Raw genomic sequence first — 16,407 nt, 5'->3', positions numbered from 1 at the left:
TCGCTGGCACTACATGGTCTGTGCCCTGATGATCGGCGCTTTCATGTTCGAGTTGATCGACCTCTATTCGTTCGCGTTCAGCGCGCCGGCACTGATCGAGCACCATGGATTCACGGTGCGTGATGTCGGCGCCATTACCGCCGCCACCGGCATCGGTTCGTTCGTCGGAGCGTTCGCCGGTGGATGGGCGGCCGGTCGGTTCGGCCGCAAACCGGCACTCGTCGCCTGCCTGGTGCTGTTCTCGGCGCCGTCATTGATCAACGCCGCAGTCTCGGCACCCGAGTGGTTCCTGGTCCTGAGGTTCCTCACCGGAATCGGGTATCAGGGGATGACGGTGGTCGGTGCGGTCCTGCTGACAGAGCTCGTCCCCGGCCGGGTGCGTGGCCGCGCCATCGCGTGGGTGATCACCATCGCCGGAGTCGGTCCTACGTTGCTCGCGTGGCTCGCATTCGCCCTGGTACCCAACTTCGACTGGGGATGGCGTGCGCTGTTCGTCCTCGGTGGGTTGGGGCTGGTGCTGGTGGTCCCCTTCCTTCGGCACCTGCCGGAATCACCGCGCTGGCTCGAGTCCCGCGCGCACCTGGCCCGCGCCGATTCGATCATGAACGACATCGAGGAAGCGGTGCGCGCAGCCGGACACACGATCGCGCCCGTGCCTGCACCTGCGCCCGCCAAGAGTGCGACCTCCACCCAGGTAGACGATCGCGGTAGCGGAATTCGGGCGCTTTTCCGGGAGGGACACGGCCGACGATTCGTGGTCACCGGCGCACTGTGGACGCTCGGTGTGGTCGCCTACTTCGGGTTCACCGGATGGCTGTCGACGCTGCTGAAACTGCAGGGGTACGACCTCGGTCAATCAACACTGATCACCGCGGTCGTCACCACCGTCGGCCTGCTGGGATTCTTCGCCAGCACCGTGGTGACCGATCGCTGGCAACGCAAGTATTCCCTCGCCGTCGTCGGCACCGTGTTGGGCGTAGTCGCATTGCTGTTCACCGCGGGAAGCTCGACCTCCTACGTCCTGGCAATCGGTTGCGTGCTCCAGGTCCTGTTCCAGTTGGTCGTACCGCTCACGCAGACGTATTCGGCCGAGGTCTTCCCCACCCGCTTCCGATCGATAGGCTCGGGCTGGGCCAGCGCCTCGGCCCGGATCGGCAACATCGTCGGCGCCTTCGCCATCACAGCGATTCTGGATCACTGGGGAATCCCCGCGGTCTTCTACTTCATCGCTGCCCTCATGTTCATCCTCGCCATGGTCATGGTGTCCCTCGGGGAGTCGACGAGCGGCTCCCTCGAACGGTCCGATGAACATGCCGACTCCGAGAGCGCGGTCCCAGTGGGCGGGAACTGACGCCGGACAGTCGCACGGATCGTCAGCACCCGGTTCGGCCCGTCGACTGACGCGCCCATCGCGCAAAGAACCCATTTCGACAGCGTTTTCGCCAGCGCTGACCAGAGGAGCAATGAATGGCATTGAACGAGTACACCCCTGGCACCGCCTTTCCGGGAGCGGTCGGAACCACCATCGACCAATCGAGTCCCGCCTGGCCGAGGCCGGTCCGTGCCGCTCCGGGCGCACCGAATGTGCTGCTGATCGTGTTCGACGACGTCGGCTACGGACAATTGGGGTGTTACGGCAGCCCGATCGCGACGCCCCACCTCGATGCGCTGGCTGCCGATGGCCTGCTCTACAGCAACATGCACACCACCGCGCTGTGCTCACCGTCGCGCTCGTGCATCATCACCGGACGCAATCATCACGCCAACGGGATGGCGGCGGTCACCGAGTTCGCCACCGGATACCCCGGATACGACGGAAACATCCCGTTCTCCAATGGGTTTCTCTCGGAGATGCTGCTGGCGCGCGGTTACAACACGTACGCGGTCGGCAAGTGGCATCTGACACCCGCCGACCAGGAATCGGCCGCAGGCCCCTACAACCGCTGGCCGCTGGGACGCGGCTTCGAACGCTTCTACGGCTTCCTCGGCGGCGACACCAGTCAGTGGTACCCGGATCTGGTCCACGACAACCACCAGGTCGAGCCGGAACGCACTCCCGAGGAGGGATACCACCTGAGCGAGGACTTGGCGGACAAGGCAATCCAGTTCGTCGCCGACGCCAAACAGGCCGCACCGGACAAGCCGTTCTTCCTCTACTTCTGTCCTGCCGCCGCACATGCTCCGCACCATGTGCCCAGGGAGTGGGCCGACCGCTACAAGGGCCGATTCGACGAGGGCTGGGAGGCCTATCGGGAAATGGTGTTCGACCGGCAGAAGCAACTGGGCGTCATCCCCGCCGATGCCGAGCTGTCCGAACGGGATCCCGATGTGCCGGAATGGAACTCACTGAGTCCCGACGCGCGCCGGCTGGCAGCCCGGATGATGGAGGTGTACGCCGGGTTCCTCACCCACACCGACCACCACATCGGCCGCGTGCTGGACTTCCTGAAGGAGATCGGCGAATTCGACAACACGATCGTCGCCGTGGTTTCCGACAATGGCGCCAGCTCGGAGGGCGGTGTCACCGGCACGACCAACGAGCTGCAGTTCTTCAACAACGCGCAGGAGACACTCCAGGAAAGCCTCAGGGACATCGACGAACTCGGCGGCCCCGCCACCTTCAACCACTATCCGTGGGGCTGGACCTGGGCGGGCAATACCCCGTTCCGGCGGTGGAAGCGTGAGACCTACCGCGGCGGCACCAGCGACCCGTTCCTGATCCACTGGCCGCGCGGCATCGCGTCTCGCGGCGAGGTGCGCACCCAGTACGCGCATCTGATCGACATCGTGCCCACCGTGCTCGACCTGCTCGACCTCGAGCCGCCCGAGACGATCAACGGTGTGGGGCAAACCCCGCTGCACGGCATCAGCTTCGCCCACACCCTCGACGATCCCACCGCGCCGACCCGCCGCCACACCCAGTACTTCGAGATGCTCGGCCACCGCGCGATCGATCACGACGGCTGGCGAGCGGTATGTCCTTGGCCCGGTCCGTCTTTCGCCGAGTCCGAGCGACCGTTCGGCACCCCGATCACGGCCGAGGACCTCACCGACCTGGATGCCGGACACTGGGAGCTGTACCACGTGGCCGAGGACTTCGCCGAGAACCACGATGTGGCCGCCCAGCACCCCGACAAGCTCGCCGAACTGATCCGGCTGTGGTACGCCGAGGCAGGCAAGTACCAGGTCCTTCCCGTCGACGGCAGAGCGATGGCCCGACTGCTCGACGAGCGACCTCAACTCACCGAGAACCGCACCAGCTACACCCTCCGGCCTGGCACCCAGATGCTGCCCGCGGCGGTCGCACCCCGGCTGTTCAACCGGCCGCACAGCATCACCGCCGAGGTGACCATCTCCACCGACGGGGCGGAGGGAGTGCTGCTGTGCGAGGGCGGCTACACCGGCGGTTGGTCGTTCTACCTGCAGCACGGCCGACTGCACTACACGCACAACTATGTGCGCCGGTCCTGGCTCACCGTGTCCTCCGAGGAAGAGATTCCGGCCGGGCGTCACAGGCTCGGCTTCGAGTTCCAACCCACCGGACTCCCCGACTTCACGCAAGGTAAAGGCGCGCCCGGTCGTGCGTTGCTGTACCTCGACGACCGCCTTGTCGGCCAGGCCGATTTCCCGGTCACCACACCGATCATCTTCAACCCGGGCGGCCTGCGCTGCGGCGCCAACCCGGGGTCGGTGGTGACGTCCGAGTACCGCGCGCCGTTCCGATTCACCGGCACCTTGCACAGCGTGACCGTCGACATCTCCGGCACGCCGATCAGCGATGCCGCAAGCGAACTGCGCGCGGCCATGGCCCGGCAGTAGTCGCCGAGCGCTGAACGTCACGGGTGCGCGTTCGCACTCGTTCATCAGATCCCCCCACAGAGGCATCGGGCGGCACGGTGACAACCGCCGCGGCGCCCGCCTTCGTCGACCCCTCCGATCCAAGATGAGGAAACAAGCAATGAGAATCCGATGGTCAGCCCTCGGGGCCGCCTCGACAGTCGTCGGCATCGCGCTGACAGGAGCGACCGCGACAGCCGCGCCGACCGACATTCCCGCGGTGTCGTACCGGGCACAACTGACAACCGACCGATCGGTGGTCACCAGCCTGGAGAACGGGACCTTCGCGCTGTCGGACGATGGCAGCGCGGTCTCGGTCTTCGACACTGCGGGACGCGTCCTGGACGCTCTGCCGTTGCGGGTCCGAATCGACGACCAAACGCTACCGGTCCGGCACCTGATCGCGCCTGACGGTCGCACTCTCACGCTGACCCCGGACGTCGCCGCAATTCGACGCGACGAACTGAAACCCGTGGCGTCACCGGTCGAGAATCAGCTTGCGATGAACGACCTCATCAATGCCGTCAGCATCGGCACGTCGGTGGGAAGCCTGATCGGCACCGCCGTCGGAGCGGTTCTCGGCGTGGGCGTCGGCGTCGCGCTCGCGGGCGCGTCCTGTGTGGTGCTGAGCCTCGGATGTGTTGTCGCCGTCCTGCCCATCGTCGCCCTCGCCGGAGGCGTCGGCGGGATGGCGGGCCTCGTCCTCGGCGGCGGTCCGACGACGGCGATCGCGGTGTACCAGTACCTCACCACACTCAACGCCCCGCCTGGAACCAGCAAGTACGCACCGGACCTGCAAGCTCGTGCCGAATCCCCCTCAGCCACAACAGGAGCCACGCGATGATCGCGCGAAACGAGGGGCACCCTGTCTCACAACGCGCGTGTTGGCTGGGTGTCCTGATGGCCGTCGTCGCTTCGGGGATCGCCGCACCGCCCGCACTCGCCGAGGCACCGGCGCCGCCATCGGTGCAGTACCGCATCGAGGTCGTGGGCGACCGTGTGATGACCACGGTCGACAACGCCCACTTCGCTGTCGCGGAGAGTCGTCACCAGATCGAACTGCGCGACTCCGCCGGTCGAGTGCTGGAGTCGCTGCCGATGGCCTATTCGATCGACGGTGTGGTTCATCCCCTTGCGGAGTCGATCTCCGACGACGCGCGCACCCTGACGCTGAGACCCGATGTGAGCCAGGTCGAACGTGCGCCACGAACCGTCGCGTCCCCGTTGGAGGAACAGCGCGCCCTGACCGAACTGTCCAACTCGCTCACCCGCGGCCCACTGCTCGGAACAGTGGTGGGGACCGTGGTCGGCGCTGTGGTCGGCGCGGCGATCGGCGCCGCCTCGTGCCTCGTCGTCGGACCCGCCTGCCTCGCCACCGTCCCGGCGGCCGCGCTGGCTTTCGCCGCCGCGGGCGGGGTGGCCGGCACGCTGGTCGGCGGCGGCGTCGCGCTGGCCGACGGCCTGTGGAAGTACCTCACGACCATTCAGTCACCGCCCGGGCAGAGTCCTTACGCCGACAGCACGGTGAACACACCGGATGGCGTCGTCATCCCCGACGCCAACCTGCGGTTACCGAGCGGGTCCGCGAGCGGCATCCGCACCGGGTCGTCCTCCGGTTCTGCGCGCTGACGACAGAGGAACATCCCCGGCCCCGGCGAACCATCGCCGGGGCCGATTCCGGTGAATGGTCGACCGCAGAAGTTCTACCGCGGTGGCCCGCTCCCACGCCACATCGGCCGCAGTGCGTGACAACAGCATCGTGGCTGTTGCCAATGCGCCCAACAGGATTCCCACCTCACTCGTTGTGCTCACGTCACAGTTCGTCGGGACGGGGACGCGCGAGGCCGGGGCGAGCGGGGAGCATCGCCAGCGCGACCTGAACGTCCAAGAAGTCGGTGGCGACGCTGCGTCCGAGCAGTGCCTCGGCTTGGTGGACTCGGTAGCTGACCGTGTTGGGATGAACCATGAGCCGCTCGGCAGCGCGACTGCGGCTGCGATTTTCGTCGAGATAGACCGACAGCGTCATCGCCAGCCGGAATGTGGCTTCGTCGTCGGCGGCCAGCGGCCCGAGCACCCGGGTGATGAACGACAGTGCGTGATCGCGGTCGGCGATGCCGAGCGCCGCAACGGCGACGCTGCGGTAGCAAGTGATCGTTGCCCCGCGCGGCCCCGCCAGCGACGCGACCCGCCGCGCGTGGTCTGCTTCGAGATGGGTGCGGCGAAAGCCCTCCAGGCCGCGGCCCTGCTCGCCCACGGCAATCCTGACACCGGGCTTCACACCCGGCACCCGGTCACCACGACCCACAGCATCGAGCTTGTCGGAGGTGAAGGAGTCCCTGCGGCTCATCCAGCCCGCGACGGCAAGCGAGCCCAGGGAATGGATGAGGGTGGTCTCGGCGCCCAGCGTGTGGGCGAGCCCCGTGAGAGCCTCGCCCAGAGCTGCGTGGGTTTCGCCGCCTTCGGAAGCCTGCTCGACCCAGGCGATGGCCCCGACGTGACGCCGATTCACGTCGTAGCGCAGTCGTTTCGATGCCCGCTGTTCATTGCGCTCACGGTCGGCCAGAATCTCCTCGACCGCGGCCGCGCGGACCGCGGCGGCACTGCGTAGCCAGGCGTCGCGCTCGACCTCGTACGCTCTCTCGACTCGGACCATCGCCTCGTCGACGTAGGCGAACAGCCACCCCGTGGCCAGATCCAGCCCTACCGCCTGATCGGCTGCGTCCGACGCTTTGTCGACAATGTGCGCGAACATCCACTGCCACACCCGTTCCTGAGCCAGCCGGTAGAGCCGCATCAAATCCGCGAGCGCGACCTGTCGGTGCACAGCTGACCGTGCGATGGCCAGAGTCGACGGCGGTAATTCGACCTGCCGGGGGTCGCCTGCGAGTTCGATGATCTGAGCCAGCTGCCGCAGGCTCGCCTCCGTGCTGACGAGGTTCTCCTGGACGTTCTGCAGATCCGGGAACAGTTCCGGCAACTCGGTCTGCATCCGAGCGACCGCCCGCTGCGCGAGGTCCTTGGCGGACGCACGCATCTGCGCCGCCATCGGCCGCAACACCTCCCGCCAGACCCGCTGCGCAGACGGCTCACGCGCCGGCGGCCATTCGACCTCCATGACGGCCGAATATAGTCACCGTTGTCGCGCCACGACAATCAGCCGTGACCACGCCGGCACACGAGTGCTCCGCCCCGAAATTCGCGGGCCGATCGCACGAGCGCACGGAACTCATTCAGGCGCCTCGAGACCAAACGATCGGCCTTCTCACGAATCTCGGGCGGGTAGCGCTTCGACAGGATGGCGACCATCCGCCTCACGAAAAGAAGCGGCCCCGAACCCGGCCTCGGTTACGACGCGAGTGGTTGCGTCCGGCCGGTGAAGGGATTGTAGGCCGGGAGTGGCTTGATGAGCGGGGCGAGCAGTCTGCCGGACTGCTCGACGGTGAGGACCTCACTCGGGTCGAGCGGGATGACTTCGCGCAGCGACTCGTCGTATTCCCAGACGTCCTCGCCGACCAACCGGCCCTCGTCGTCGTAGGGCCAGATCATGTGCTCCCGGGTTTTCATCAAATAGGTGGCGTCGGGGTCGGCTGGGACGCCCGCGGCCTGGAGGATGCTGCCCGGCGTCTGCTGGTACAGCGTGGCCGACGAGACGATCATGGTGTCGCTTACCGCCAATTTCTCGTCGCCCCCGGTGTAGAAGACGCACTGCGCCGTGCCGGTCCAGTCGCGATAGACCTCTTTGACGGCCTCGGCTCCGACGAGCGTGGTGTTCATGCCGAACAAGTTGAAGTGGTAGACGGGCTCCTCGACCGTCATGTCGGCGGCGAAGATCTCTTCGAAGCGGCCCGCCATCTCCAAATATCGGTGCCGGTTGTAGGCGTGCAGCAGGTACAGGTGGCGGGGGTTCTCCGTGGTCTCGATCAGTCGCTCCACGGCGATGTTGGTCTGGGTGATATCGAAGCGGCTCATTTATCGATTCCTTTGTGCCGGATTATTGTTTGATGTCGAGCTCACGGCGGGATGGTGGTCAGGCTGATGAAACGGTCGCCAAAAACTCGACGACGTGCCTGGCGAGTTCCTCACCGGCGTCCTCCTGCAGGAAATGGCCCGCACCACGGATGACCGGGTGTTCGATGCCGTGAGCGCCACGCATCTCGGTTTGCAGGATGCCCCCCATCGGGCCGGTGATCGGATCGGAGTCGCTGAACGCCACCAACATCGGTGTGGCGCTCTGGCACAGCGTCGCCCAGGCCGCCCGGTTGGCAGGCGCGGCCGGGTCATCGGGTGAGGTGGGCACCAGGCCGGGCATCGCCCGCGGGCCCGCGCAGTAGCTGTCGTCGGGGAACGGCGCGTCGTATGCGGCGCGTACCTCGTCGCGCATCACCTGGGTGCAACCCCACTGGATGAATCCGCCGACATCAATTGCCGGTTGGCTCTGGATGGCTTTCCTGAACTGCCACCAGATCTCGGGCATCGGGAAGTCACCGGTCGGCAGACCGGTGTTGGCGGTCACGATGCGCGAAAACCGTTCGGGATGTTCGGCGGCCAGCCGCAACCCGATCAATCCACCCCAGTCCTGGCCGACCAGGGTGACGTTACGCAGGTCCAACGTGTCGAAGGCGAGCGCGCGCACCCATTCGACATGCCGGGCGTAGGTGTGATCTTCGAGGCGGGCCGGTTTGTCGGAGCGACCGAAGCCGACCAGATCGGGGCAGATGACCCGATGACCGGCCGCAGCCACGATCGGGATCATTCGCCTGTACAAGAACGACCACGACGGCTCGCCGTGCAGCATCAGGACCGGGTCTGCGTCCTCGGGGCCGGCCTCGACCCACGCCATACGCAACGATCCACCCTCGGTGTCGTCGACCTCGCAATACCGAGGAGGGTAGGGAAAGTCGGGCAGCTCGGCGAACCGCTCCTCGGGGGTGCGCAGCGTCAGCATGGCCGAACCAGGTCGGCAGGCTTGTCCACGATATGCATCGAATTCTCCTTGCTTCTGTTTCACGGCGGCTATTGGCCGCCGACCCGAAGGTAGGTGGCCGTATACCAATTGTCTCGGCGCTTTGCGCCAAAATTCGGCGCCAACGTTGTGCCCGCGCCACAAGCCAGCGGATTGGGCATCGGCACCGGCAGCAGCTCGATTTCCTTCGTGCGCCGCTCCGAAGTTCGGTTCACAATTTCCCGGATAGGCCGAGGACGGCGAGCTTCTTGGCGCTGTATGTGGACAGATGTGGTTTTGCGAGCAGGATGTGTGATGCGAGCACAATTTACATCGGGAAGATTGTTTTCCCGCAACGAGCGGATTGCGAACTGCGTCTCCTACTGTGGCGTGTCGTGGCCGATCGGTCACGTTCTCTTCGAAGGTCTCACGCAGATGTCCTGCGGCCCGCAGACCCTCGCATGACGCCGTTGATCGGTGGCAGGAAGGAACCACGACATGAGCCGGTTCGACATCACCAAGACCAACCTCGCTGTGGAGCGGCTGATCGAGATCACCGACAACCCGCGCCACCTGTACCTGCTGCACGCCTACAACCGGCACCGCTACCTGGAGATGGCCGGCCGCTGGAAAGAGATCTTCGACCCGGAGATGACCGTCGCGCACCCCGTCTACCACTTCAACGTGTTCGGCATCAACACCGTCTTGGACGGGGCCGAAGCAGTACAGGCCGTCTACAACGAATGGGCCGCCACCGGACAGTGCGTCTTCTACGTCGACGACGAAAAGCTCGCGGTCGGCGACAACACGATCTGCTCGACCGCGGCGATCTATCAGCAGACACCCGGCGTCATCCTCGCCGAGGCCGGCGCGGACGTGAACACGGACGCCACCTATCTCGTCAAGAACGTCGAGCACATGATCTGGCCCTACGACGACCAGGGCCGTCTGGTCGGAGAGGACGTGTGGGAGATCGACGAATCCCAGCGCGAGATCATCGAACTCGACCCGTCGGAGGTGCTCACGATCGAGCAGTCCAGCATCCTGCTGGCCCCGCTGATCAAGCCACTGCCCGCCCGCACATTCTGATCGCGGACGATCGGGCCATCCGGGCGCTACGAAGCGGTCGACGTCCGCCCCGAGCACACCTTCGAACTGCGCTAGGTCGCCGGCTTCCCTGCAGGAGGCGGGGAGCAAGCCGACTCCGAATCGAACCTCAGCAGGCAGACAAATAGCCGAACATCGATGCAGGCGTGAAGGTTCCATGCAATGGTCGGGTCTATGACCGATCGCAGTCCTGGCGGTTCCGGCGCACCTGTGATCAACCTCGTCGTCGTCAGCGCTCTCGTCGTACCGCTTGTGATGGTGACCGGAAATGCGTGGTATGCCCTCACGGTGGTGCCCGGTCTCTGGTTGGTGGGCCGGATCCGACCCCCGGTCTGGTACGTGCTGGCGGCCGAGCGACGCCGGGTGGCCGTGCTGGCCGGATGGATGTTCATCCTGGCCGGGATTGCGGTGACCGTCGCGGTGGCAAGCGAGCTTCTGGGCGGATCGCCCTGGTTCTGGCCCGTAGCCGTGGTGAGCGCGTTGGTTGTCGGGCCCTCCGTGTGGCTCGCTGTGACTTCAGTGGTCAGCGTCTCGTGGCTGAGAAAGCACCTCTACGACTACTATTCGCTCCTCGATTGGCTCGACCGCGTCCCGCTCGGCGCGAGATACCCCGAGGGCGAGGTGGATCAGGCCCTCGCCATAGCCGACCGGATCCGTCATGTGATCGATCTACGGCGGCCGCCGTTCACGACGACCCTCCATTCAGAGGTCATGGCGAGGATCGCCACCTTCTATCTGGGGCTGGCGATCGAACTCAGCCTGCCCGAAGACGAAGTCGACGTCGAGCAGGTGCTGTCATAGTGCGAGGCGTCCTGCGCCGCGGGCCGCCACGCCACGGGAGGGTTCACGGGCGCCCTGCATCTGGGGCTGTACCAACGTTGTCTTTCCTTCCGGGCCCTATGCCTGGCACAGGCCGACAGGCTCGTCGAGGCCGTGATCAGCATCCGCCCGGCCGGAACGGGCATGTGCAGCTTGCCGATTCGAGCGCGATCCCGCGGTAGCGATCCGAAATCTAGCAACGCTAGACAGGCTAGCGGGCGGATGTTATCGTTGCTCCAGTTTCTAGCGATGCTAGATTTTGGAAGGGAAGCCGAAAATGCTCATTGTCACCGGCCAGATCATTGCCGCCGCCGCCGTTCTCGCCAATGCCGTCGTCTATGGCACCGATGTCTGCGGAGCCGTGATCACCCGGTCCGTGTACCGCAAGCTCGATGACGCGACCGTGACCATCAGCGCGGGATGGGGTCACTATTACGGCGACAAGCGCATGCCGGTTGTCGGTGCGGGCGGTGTGGTCACCGCAGTGCTCACGCTGCTGATCGCAGTGTTGGCCGGGCAGATCGGCGCCGCTGTCGCGGCGGGGATCACGGTGGCGGCGCTGCTCACCTGGCTCGCCTTCTACGTCCGCATCGCCAAGCCGATCAATTCCCAGCAGACCGCCGCCGCCCAGAGCGGCATCATCCCGGCCAATGCCCGTGCGCTGCAAGACAAGTGGGACAGCATCCTGAAATACCGGGTCACCCTGCAGTTCATTGCCATCGCCGGACTGTGCGCCGCACTGATCCTGTTCTGATCTCAGAACCGATATCGAATTCACCGAGGAGTAACTGACATGACCTTCACCATCAACGAACAGCAGTTCCTCGCGGAGGCCGGGATCGGTCGGCTGGCCACGGTGTCGCCCGACGGCGTTGTGCAGAACAACCCGACCAGCTATCGGGTGAACGCCGACGGCACGATCGACATCGGGGGCATGCGGATGCGTGCCAGTCGAAAGTACCGCAATGTCGAGGCGGGCAGCCGGGTGTCGTTCGTCATCGACCAACAGGTTTCATTGGAGCCATACGTGATTCGCGGCATCGAGATACGCGGCACGGCCGAGGCGCTCGATGACGAGGAGCCACCGTTCCAACACCAGGAACGTGCGGTCATCCGAATTCACCCCGAACGGGTCATCTCCTGGGGCATCGACGGCGGATCCTTCGACTTCACCAGTCGCGGCGCCGAGTCGTTCGATGGCCAGTGAACGAGAACGGGGGCATGTGTGGGATATGTTGTTGCCGCGCACCATGGGCCGCTGATTCGCAGGAAAGCCCGCCGCTCACAGCCGACTACCAGACTCGTCGCACCGCGGTCACAGCACTGCGGCCTTCGATAGAAGGCGTGAGTCACCGCGACTCACGCTCCGAGAGAAGGGATTCCGAGTGCTTTCCAAGACGAACATGCGCCGAGGAGCGGTCCGGGTCGCCGTGGCCGGTGCCCTGGTGACGATTCCGATGGCCGCCGTGGCCGCGACGGCCAGTGCCGAAGCGCCCGCCGATACGCAAGTCACGCAAGTGTCGGAGGGCATCGCGCTGGACGACGTCAGCCGTCCGCATCCGGGGCCCCACGAATTCCCCGGCCACCCTGGCCCGGGCGGACCGCGGGTGGAGTTCCGCGGGCCGGACCCCGGCTTCCCCGGCCCAGGCCCCCGCATCTTCCGGCAGGCGCTCCCGCCCACCGGATCGTTCGGCAGCAGCTAGCCCCACAGCCGTAGCAGCTGTCCGTCCCACCTCGAAATGCCGAAGGCCACCTCCCGCTGCGCCGGGAGGTGGCCTTCGCTGCGGCCGCGCTCACCCGACCTTCACCCAGAGGCAATGTCGCGGTGGCCGTGGAGGTTTGGGCAGCTGGTTCGAGCCGGAGGAGCTACCCGCTCGAGCGTTGCGTAGCCTGCTGGCTCCCAGGTCGGTTTGCCCCCGGGCAGACCACGCCTACCGTTCTGCCCAATCCTGATCAGGCCCAGGGCGCGCAGGACAGCCCAGCCACGGGCCCGGGTGATGGTCGCTTCGTCGGCCTGTCCATAGGCGTCGAAGAACCGGCTCGCCGCTGCGGCAGGCAACAGGATCCAGGCGGCTGAAAGATCGGTCGCGGGGTCGCCCGCGCACATTTCGCCGAAGTCGATCACCCCGGCGAGCAACCCGTCCCGGAAGATCACGTTCGCCGGATGCAGGTCACCGTGCAGCCACAGCGGCGCGCCCTGCCAGACGGGCGCTGCTACCGCCTTCTCCCAGATTTCCCGCGCACTGTCAGCGCTCGCGTGGTCGGCAATGACCTCGAACCCGATGTCGACCCCGTCTTGCAATCCGGCCAGAGGGATGCCGCGCGTAGGGTTGGCAACGCGCCCTGCCCCGCCAACTCCACCCGCGTCACCGACGGCTCACCCAGACGAAGCACGACCGGCCAGAGCACGCCCGCAGAATCAACCGCCGTCAGGTGCACAACCTCCGACATCCGACTCCCATCATCGCCGAGGATCCTACCTACGCCGAGTCCTCGACCGAGCCCGCCAAGTGGGGCCGAACTCGCCGGTAGTCATGCAACCCGTGGCCCCTAGTCGGCCGAACTCATGGATCGGTATGTCGGCATGATCAAGTGGTGCACATCGAGCGTGTCAGTATCGTCGACTACGACCCGTCGTGGCCTGTGCAGGCGGCAGAAGCGATTTCGGAGCTGTGCGCCGTGTGGCCCGACCTGTTGAGCGAAGTCGAGCACATCGGTTCGACCGCGGTCCCCGGCTTGGCGGCAAAGCCTGTCATCGACCTCATGGCCGCGGTTGTCGATCTGACCGAGGTGCAAAACCGAGAGACCGAACTCGCGGCACTGGGCTATCGGCGCCACCGCAACGGCATGAAGGACAGGATGCTGTATGTGCGAACCCGCGCGGGGGTTCGGACCCATATCCTGCATGTCGTCGACCTCGTGAGCTGGCCACATCGAAATCAGCGCCTACTGCGCGACTATCTGCGTGAACACCCGCGAGACGCTGCGCGGTACGCCGACCTGAAACGTCGCATCGTGGCCGCGGGCATCCCACCGCAAGATTATGCGCGGGCGAAGACAGGACTCATTCAAGAACTCACCGACCGAGCACGCGCAGAGCGAGGGCTGCCACCGATCCCAGTCTGGGAAAAGTGACCGAGTAGCACCGCCCGATCATCCGCCCGCACCCGGAACAGCGCACCGCGCGGTGCCTCGCCAACGATCGTTCACGAGACCCTCTACTCGCGATCAGCATCCCGAGTGCCAGCACGGCGCACTCACTGCGGCCGGCATCAACCGCATCGTCGAAGGTGTCCACGAGGCGACGACATGATCTGATGGATCAACGTCCAGCAAGGGGAGGGCCACATGAACCAGTTGCCGATGCTGTCCGCCGTCCAGATCGCAACCGACCGGGTCCTGCTGCGCAAGGCGCGCGACGCCGATCGGGAAAGACTCATCGAGCTACGCACCGACCCGGAGGTCGGGACCTACATCGGAGGCCCGCGTCTGCGGGAGGATGTCGAGCAGTTCCTCGACGCGATCGGCGGCACAGCCAACGCCACCGCCACTCCCGGCACCTTCGTCATCGCCGACAAAACCACCGACGACCTCCTCGGAACATTCGAGCTCAAACGGCGCGCCGCCGACCAGCCCGGTCATGTCACCGAAGACGGCGAGGAACTGGAACTGGGTTACCTGATGCGGCCCGACGCCTGGGGCGCGGGACTGGCGTTCGAAGCCGCCACCGCCGTATTACGCTCAGCCGCAGACGAACTCCCCGACCAGCCGGTCCTCATCGCGACCCAGACGGCCAACAAACGCTCACTCAGACTCGCGGTCCGCCTGGGATTCCAGCCCGTCAGCACCTTCGAATGGTTCGACGCCGAGCAGTCCCTGTGCCTGGCCAGCCTGCACTCGTTCAAAGCCTGAGGTCTGCGACACGCCGAGCAGGTGACATCACTTTCCACCGACACAACGCGACCCCGAAGCCGGTCGACGACAACAGGATTCACCGACAAACGACATCGACATTCACCTCCTAGCCAGGTCGGGGAACATTCGCGAGAGTCACGCTGACGAGTTACCGCAGATCGTGACTCCACCATCTGCGGCAACTCTCGTGTCGACTCGGCTGAACACGCCAGGGCATCTGCACCGAGACTATCTGCGGTAGACGATGTTCCGAATCGATCGGATGGTAGGAATCCCTGTAATCGGATGCGAGCTTCTCGGTGACTTCTGGTCCGCCTGGACCCCACGGGCCGGTCAGTACACGTTGGCGGTGCAGAGCACTTCGCTGATCTCCGTTCCCGACTTGTCCGCGGAACCGACATTGGCCAGCATCGCCGGCGGGTGGTACTGGGCGAGGCTGGCGTAGGCATAGGCCAGCGCGGTCGAGCGGTCGGGGCCCGCACCGGTGCCCACCGCGTCATCGCTGTAGACGAGCGCGCCGCAGCCGTCCGACCAGTCCACCAAGACGACGCAGTCGGAGGCGCCGTCCAGACTGCACGCGGCGATCGCCTCGTCGACGGCCTCGTCGCGGCTGAACGCATCGATGCTGGTGCTGTAGCTCCAGTCCTCGGCACTGAACGCGATCGCCCCGTGGAGACCGGCCGCATTCGCCGTGGCTGCACCGATCACCGACCCGGTCGCAAGACCCACTGCCGCGACAGCGACGGCGGTCTTACCCATGAGCTTCATCAAGCACTTTCCTCTGTGAACATGAAGGGCGGATATGAACCCGACGAATCATGGCGGATCACTATCCGATTCGCCCAATTCGACTGAAGGATCACACTGCCCGCCGACGGCTATCGGGTCGGGAGCATCAGCTGGAAATCCGGGACAGCCGTAGCCGAGAAGCGATCCGGAGATCCCAACAGACCGCCTGCTCGGCTTGCCATGCGGATCGCGCGAGCAACACCTTCGCCGAAACAGCAAGGCGCGGATCGACGGGTTCAAAGCGTCCGACAACGCGTTCATCACTGTGGATTCATGGGTCGGCATCGTTCGTCGAAGCTGGATAGCGATGGCCACGCCGGCCAGCTCACCACCGAGACTGGTCACCAAATGTGTTGCCGGCCTGCAGCAATGGCGAGGTAGGCTGTGGCGGCAATGAGGAGTCGCGACGAAATCACGCACCGCATCGATCAGGTGTTCACGGGCTCGATGCCGCTCACCGAGGACGAACTCGCACCGCCGAGCATCGATGCGCCCTACGTCATCGCGCATTTTCACGGCCGCTCGCGGGCGGACATCGACCGCTCGAGCTTTCTGCCCGGCCTGCACATGGAAGACTTCGCGTACATGACCGCGCAGGCCGTCGAGTACTACCTCCCGGCGGTGCTGAAGCTGATGCTGATCCAACCGTCCGACTTCGAGCTCTGGATCCATCTCAGCAGCTTTCTCGGCAGTGCGCGACGAGACGACGAGACGACCCTGCGCGGCCTCCGCCCCGCACAGCACGCGGCGATCGCGGACTGGCTCGAACTCCTGTCCCGCGAGATCGACGAGGGGTTCGGGGTCGATCGCAAGGACGCCGCGAAACTGGCACGGCTCTATCGGCAGCTTGCGAACGCCGCGACGTAGCCAGGCGCTCGCGCCCGCCGAGTTCGGCGGATGGTGCTGCGCTCAAATGCTCAGCGCATCAACGCTGTTGAGGTGTCCACTGTAGACCTCCGCGGGATTGCGGTAGCCGTGGATCTTGCGGGGCCGGTGGT

At 65.6% G+C, this 16,407-nt stretch carries 17 protein-coding genes; 12 read left to right on the top strand and 5 right to left on the bottom strand.

Annotation, left to right across the window (positions count from 1 at the left end; all coding sequences use genetic code 11):
• Positions 1-43: 43 nt before the first annotated feature.
• The 4 genes from AC3ERS_RS20350 (at position 44) to AC3ERS_RS20335 (ending at position 5,466) form a co-directional block, all read left to right on the top strand.
• Complete coding sequence (locus AC3ERS_RS20350) at positions 44-1,351, top strand: MFS transporter (protein WP_431969624.1); 1,308 nt, start codon at positions 44-46, stop codon at positions 1,349-1,351.
• Between the two features lie 116 nt (positions 1,352-1,467).
• Positions 1,468-3,819 carry an arylsulfatase gene (locus tag AC3ERS_RS20345; RefSeq protein ID WP_431969623.1) on the top strand — a complete coding sequence of 784 codons (2,352 nt, stop codon included), beginning with the start codon at positions 1,468-1,470 and terminating at the stop codon, positions 3,817-3,819.
• A gap of 139 nt (positions 3,820-3,958) precedes the next feature.
• Positions 3,959-4,681, top strand: coding sequence for a DUF8020 domain-containing protein (locus tag AC3ERS_RS20340; RefSeq protein ID WP_431969622.1), 723 nt, complete (start codon positions 3,959-3,961; stop codon positions 4,679-4,681).
• 56 nt (positions 4,682-4,737) lie between these two features.
• Positions 4,738-5,466: a DUF8020 domain-containing protein gene (locus AC3ERS_RS20335; RefSeq protein ID WP_431969621.1), complete on the top strand. Its 729-nt coding sequence runs from the start codon at positions 4,738-4,740 to the stop codon at positions 5,464-5,466.
• A 184-nt stretch (positions 5,467-5,650) separates the two neighbouring features.
• Here the strand turns inward: AC3ERS_RS20335 and AC3ERS_RS20330 are convergent, their stop codons facing one another.
• The 3 genes from AC3ERS_RS20330 to AC3ERS_RS20320 form a co-directional block, all read right to left on the bottom strand.
• Positions 5,651-6,952, bottom strand: a complete 1,302-nt coding sequence (locus tag AC3ERS_RS20330) for a PucR family transcriptional regulator (protein WP_431969620.1) — start codon at positions 6,950-6,952, stop codon at positions 5,651-5,653.
• 230 nt (positions 6,953-7,182) lie between these two features.
• Positions 7,183-7,806, bottom strand: a complete 624-nt coding sequence (locus tag AC3ERS_RS20325; RefSeq protein ID WP_431969619.1) for a hypothetical protein — start codon at positions 7,804-7,806, stop codon at positions 7,183-7,185.
• A 58-nt stretch (positions 7,807-7,864) separates the two neighbouring features.
• Positions 7,865-8,782: a haloalkane dehalogenase gene (locus AC3ERS_RS20320; RefSeq protein WP_431969618.1), complete on the bottom strand. Its 918-nt coding sequence runs from the start codon at positions 8,780-8,782 to the stop codon at positions 7,865-7,867.
• A gap of 495 nt (positions 8,783-9,277) precedes the next feature.
• On the opposite strand from AC3ERS_RS20320, the gene AC3ERS_RS20315 reads away from it, so the two are divergent.
• The 5 genes from AC3ERS_RS20315 to AC3ERS_RS20295 all read left to right on the top strand — a co-directional run bounded on the left by AC3ERS_RS20315 (position 9,278) and on the right by AC3ERS_RS20295 (position 12,408).
• Positions 9,278-9,868 carry a hypothetical protein gene (locus AC3ERS_RS20315; protein WP_431969617.1) on the top strand — a complete coding sequence of 197 codons (591 nt, stop codon included), beginning with the start codon at positions 9,278-9,280 and terminating at the stop codon, positions 9,866-9,868.
• 192 nt (positions 9,869-10,060) lie between these two features.
• Positions 10,061-10,687, top strand: coding sequence for a hypothetical protein (locus tag AC3ERS_RS20310; protein WP_431969616.1), 627 nt, complete (start codon positions 10,061-10,063; stop codon positions 10,685-10,687).
• 295 nt (positions 10,688-10,982) lie between these two features.
• The gene (locus tag AC3ERS_RS20305; protein ID WP_431969615.1) at positions 10,983-11,459 is read left to right on the top strand and encodes a DUF1772 domain-containing protein; all 477 of its coding nucleotides are present in this window, start codon (positions 10,983-10,985) and stop codon (positions 11,457-11,459) included.
• A 39-nt stretch (positions 11,460-11,498) separates the two neighbouring features.
• On the top strand, positions 11,499-11,912 hold the full coding sequence (locus AC3ERS_RS20300; RefSeq protein ID WP_431969614.1) for a PPOX class F420-dependent oxidoreductase: 414 nt from the start codon (positions 11,499-11,501) through the stop codon (positions 11,910-11,912).
• 178 nt (positions 11,913-12,090) lie between these two features.
• Positions 12,091-12,408 carry a hypothetical protein gene (locus AC3ERS_RS20295; RefSeq protein ID WP_431969613.1) on the top strand — a complete coding sequence of 106 codons (318 nt, stop codon included), beginning with the start codon at positions 12,091-12,093 and terminating at the stop codon, positions 12,406-12,408.
• A 101-nt stretch (positions 12,409-12,509) separates the two neighbouring features.
• On the opposite strand, the gene AC3ERS_RS20290 is transcribed toward AC3ERS_RS20295, so the two are convergent.
• Complete coding sequence (locus AC3ERS_RS20290; protein WP_431969612.1) at positions 12,510-13,007, bottom strand: phosphotransferase; 498 nt, start codon at positions 13,005-13,007, stop codon at positions 12,510-12,512.
• Between the two features lie 293 nt (positions 13,008-13,300).
• On the opposite strand from AC3ERS_RS20290, the gene AC3ERS_RS20285 reads away from it, so the two are divergent.
• On the top strand, positions 13,301-13,840 hold the full coding sequence (locus AC3ERS_RS20285; protein ID WP_431969611.1) for a GrpB family protein: 540 nt from the start codon (positions 13,301-13,303) through the stop codon (positions 13,838-13,840).
• A 213-nt stretch (positions 13,841-14,053) separates the two neighbouring features.
• Positions 14,054-14,617: a GNAT family N-acetyltransferase gene (locus AC3ERS_RS20280; protein ID WP_431969610.1), complete on the top strand. Its 564-nt coding sequence runs from the start codon at positions 14,054-14,056 to the stop codon at positions 14,615-14,617.
• A 336-nt stretch (positions 14,618-14,953) separates the two neighbouring features.
• Here AC3ERS_RS20280 and AC3ERS_RS20275 read toward each other — a convergent pair whose 3' ends face one another.
• The gene (locus tag AC3ERS_RS20275; protein WP_431969609.1) at positions 14,954-15,388 is read right to left on the bottom strand and encodes a DUF4189 domain-containing protein; all 435 of its coding nucleotides are present in this window, start codon (positions 15,386-15,388) and stop codon (positions 14,954-14,956) included.
• Positions 15,389-15,802: 414 nt separating this feature from the next.
• On the opposite strand from AC3ERS_RS20275, the gene AC3ERS_RS20270 reads away from it, so the two are divergent.
• Positions 15,803-16,276 carry a hypothetical protein gene (locus AC3ERS_RS20270; RefSeq protein WP_431969608.1) on the top strand — a complete coding sequence of 158 codons (474 nt, stop codon included), beginning with the start codon at positions 15,803-15,805 and terminating at the stop codon, positions 16,274-16,276.
• Positions 16,277-16,407: the final 131 nt, after the last annotated feature.

It is taken from the genome of Nocardia sp. bgisy134 (assembly GCF_057708325.1).
This window is presented reverse-complemented; position numbering and strand designations above follow the sequence as displayed.

Excerpts from the sequence above, each read along its gene's own strand:
- AC3ERS_RS20350 (WP_431969624.1), top strand. The coding sequence starts at position 44 with ATGTTCGAGTTGATCGACCTCTATTCGTTCGCGTTCAGCGCGCCGGCA.
- AC3ERS_RS20345 (WP_431969623.1), top strand. The coding sequence starts at position 1,468 with ATGGCATTGAACGAGTACACCCCTGGCACCGCCTTTCCGGGAGCGGTC.
- AC3ERS_RS20340 (WP_431969622.1), top strand. The coding sequence starts at position 3,959 with ATGAGAATCCGATGGTCAGCCCTCGGGGCCGCCTCGACAGTCGTCGGC.
- AC3ERS_RS20335 (WP_431969621.1), top strand. The coding sequence starts at position 4,738 with ATGGCCGTCGTCGCTTCGGGGATCGCCGCACCGCCCGCACTCGCCGAG.
- AC3ERS_RS20330 (WP_431969620.1), bottom strand. The coding sequence starts at position 6,952 with ATGGAGGTCGAATGGCCGCCGGCGCGTGAGCCGTCTGCGCAGCGGGTC.
- AC3ERS_RS20325 (WP_431969619.1), bottom strand. The coding sequence starts at position 7,806 with ATGAGCCGCTTCGATATCACCCAGACCAACATCGCCGTGGAGCGACTG.
- AC3ERS_RS20320 (WP_431969618.1), bottom strand. The coding sequence starts at position 8,782 with ATGCTGACGCTGCGCACCCCCGAGGAGCGGTTCGCCGAGCTGCCCGAC.
- AC3ERS_RS20315 (WP_431969617.1), top strand. The coding sequence starts at position 9,278 with ATGAGCCGGTTCGACATCACCAAGACCAACCTCGCTGTGGAGCGGCTG.
- AC3ERS_RS20310 (WP_431969616.1), top strand. The coding sequence starts at position 10,061 with ATGACCGATCGCAGTCCTGGCGGTTCCGGCGCACCTGTGATCAACCTC.
- AC3ERS_RS20305 (WP_431969615.1), top strand. The coding sequence starts at position 10,983 with ATGCTCATTGTCACCGGCCAGATCATTGCCGCCGCCGCCGTTCTCGCC.
- AC3ERS_RS20300 (WP_431969614.1), top strand. The coding sequence starts at position 11,499 with ATGACCTTCACCATCAACGAACAGCAGTTCCTCGCGGAGGCCGGGATC.
- AC3ERS_RS20280 (WP_431969610.1), top strand. The coding sequence starts at position 14,054 with ATGAACCAGTTGCCGATGCTGTCCGCCGTCCAGATCGCAACCGACCGG.
- AC3ERS_RS20275 (WP_431969609.1), bottom strand. The coding sequence starts at position 15,388 with ATGAAGCTCATGGGTAAGACCGCCGTCGCTGTCGCGGCAGTGGGTCTT.
- AC3ERS_RS20270 (WP_431969608.1), top strand. The coding sequence starts at position 15,803 with ATGAGGAGTCGCGACGAAATCACGCACCGCATCGATCAGGTGTTCACG.